Raw genomic sequence first — 2,483 nt, 5'->3', positions numbered from 1 at the left:
TTCATCTATTTAATTCCTATCTTAGCAATCATTTTAGCCTCTGGAAAAAAAACTTCGATGTATCGATACATCGAAGTTACTGGATTTGTTATTTTTTCGTTAGTTTATTTATTATCTTCTCAATTCCATCGTGAGGATTGGAAAAGTCTGGTAAAGAGTCTTCCAAAAAATGTTCCTGTTTATATGATCATGTCATCAAGCGACCCGGTAAAGTATTATTCACGCAATTTGACAATTAATAATTTGGCGAGTTTGCAAGTTAGCGAATTTGAAAAAGAAATAACTGTAATTCCGTTTTCATTTGGGGTTCACGGATTGGATTACAAAAGTCTTTTGAGTAATAAAGGTTATCAACTAAAAAAAGAAATTAGTTTTCGAGAAGTAACTTACGAACGATGGGTTAGATAATTTTACTAGGCAATTTTTTATATTCAATATACGAAGCAACTGAAAGAATAATCAGACCAATAAAAAACGATAAAGCTAGAGCATAAGGGGGACCTGATACGTTCATGGTTGGAATAAGATAATAGCTGCCAAAGCTAATGATAATGAAAATTCCCAAATTAGCAATCAAAATATATGAAGGCTTCTTAACAGTATACAAAAGAAAGAGCAATGGCAAGTTAAGAAAGGTATAGATGATATAGGGCCATGTTAAAGTCTTGGTAATGATAGCTGTTTGGGCAAATTTTTCGGTGAAAAAAAGATAAAAAATAACGTTTGGAGTAAAGAATAAGACAATAAAAAAAGCGGTTGGAATCAATAAGTAAACTATGCCAGTCTTAAATTCTTTTTTTACCTCTTCTTTAGTTGAAATCTTAGAAAACTTTGGTGATAAAACCTGTGTAATACTAGCAATTGAAGCAATGACGGTCAAAATTATTTTTTGTGCTAATCCATAATAACCAACTTCCGGAGATTTAGACAGAAAGTAAGACAATATAAAAAGATCCATACGTTGGGCTAAGTTAAAAAACTGTGAAGCGATAAAAAACGTAATTGTATAACCAAAACGAAACTCTTCTTTTTTTACTGATGCCTTTAAGATTTCTAAAACAATATGTCTTTTTTCAAAGAATAAAAGAATAAAAAAAACAATCGGACCGATAATACCAAAAACAAAAATTATTGATCCAACGGTGATCAGTTTCAGCGGGATCATGATAAATATGATGATCGTTTTTATAAGATTGGAAAGATTTAAAAAGACATTGGCTTTGAGAAATCTTTTTGCAGCAAAAAGTGCATTGATTGCATAGTTTTGCCAAACAAGAAATAAGACCGAAAATGTCGTGGCATAAAGTTCCCATGACGGAGCTCCGGTTTTAAAGAAAATTTTATCCAAATAAGGAAAAAAAATAAAAAGAAGCAAAATAATTATGACGGAAAAACCAGTCTGATAAAACAGAATTGTTTTTAAAAAAATATAAATATTTTTTTGTTTTTTTTCGATCATAACTGGGAGATAGGAATATATGCTGGCGGTTGTTCCAAAATCAAGTATATTAGCTAGAACATAGGCAATTCCAAGTAGAACGCTTAAAACTCCATATTGGGAAGGTGCTAAAATACGGACAAGCAAGAAAGCAAAAAATGCGATAAAAACAACATTTAGATAATTACCAACAGTATTAATAATAATATCTTTACTGGTTGGCTTCTTGATAAAATTAAATAGCCTTTGAATCATTTGTTAATTATAATTGAAATTAAAAAAATCTGCTATAATTTGTACTAATATGGCAAAAACAGCACTGATCACAGGAATCTTGGGACAAGATGGTCCTTATTTAGCAAAATTATTACTTGAAAAAGGCTACAAAGTCTATGGATTGATCCGCAGATACTCAAATCCTAACTTCAGCAACCTTGATTTTTTAGGAATAACGAAGAATATAGAGCTTATCGACGGAGATATGTCCGATGAATCCTCACTTCTCCATCTTATCAAAAGGATCATGCCTGATGAGGTATATAATTTAGCCGCTCAATCATTTGTGGGTTCTTCATGGCAACAGGCTAAGTTAACAACGGAAATCAACGCTCTGGGAGTTCTGTATTTATTGAATTCTATAAAACTTTTTTCCCCGACGACCAAATTTTATCAGGCTTCAACCAGCGAAATGTTTGGCACCAGCCATGAAAATGGTTCTCAGGACGAAAATACGATCTTTCATCCCCGTTCTCCCTATGGAATTTCCAAAGTTTATGCATATTGGATGACGATTAATTTTAGAGAGTCTTATGATATTTTCACCTGTAATGGAATTTTATTTAATCATGAATCCCCTATCCGAGGGATCCAATTTGTCACTCGAAAGATAACCGATGCCGTTGCCAGGATCAAAATGGGACTGCAGGACAAACTAAGCCTCGGAAATCTAGATGCCCGACGCGACTGGGGATTTGCTGGAGACTATGTCGAGGCAATGCATATGATGCTTCAAAGCGAGAAACCAGACGATTATGTCATCGGAACG

Annotated in this window: 3 protein-coding genes; 2 read left to right on the top strand and 1 reads right to left on the bottom strand. The window is 33.2% G+C overall.

Annotation, left to right across the window (positions count from 1 at the left end; translation table 25 throughout):
• Nucleotides 1-57: 57 nt before the first annotated feature.
• On the top strand, nt 58-408 hold the full coding sequence (locus GW846_06600) for a hypothetical protein (protein ID NDK10414.1): 351 nt from the start codon (nt 58-60) through the stop codon (nt 406-408).
• Here the strand turns inward: GW846_06600 and GW846_06595 are convergent.
• Nucleotides 401-1,693: an oligosaccharide flippase family protein gene (locus GW846_06595; GenBank protein ID NDK10413.1), complete on the bottom strand. Its 1,293-nt coding sequence runs from the start codon at nt 1,691-1,693 to the stop codon at nt 401-403. The genes GW846_06600 and GW846_06595 overlap by 8 nt on opposite strands.
• Before the next feature lie 49 nt (nt 1,694-1,742).
• Between GW846_06595 and GW846_06590 the strand changes: the two genes are divergently transcribed.
• The coding region (locus tag GW846_06590) for a GDP-mannose 4,6-dehydratase (GenBank protein NDK10412.1) at nt 1,743-2,483 on the top strand (741 nt) is incomplete at its 3' end.

This window comes from Candidatus Gracilibacteria bacterium, from assembly GCA_010119145.1.
Lineage (GTDB): Bacteria > Patescibacteriota > Gracilibacteria > BD1-5 > UBA6164 > JAACSU01.
This window is presented reverse-complemented; position numbering and strand designations above follow the sequence as displayed.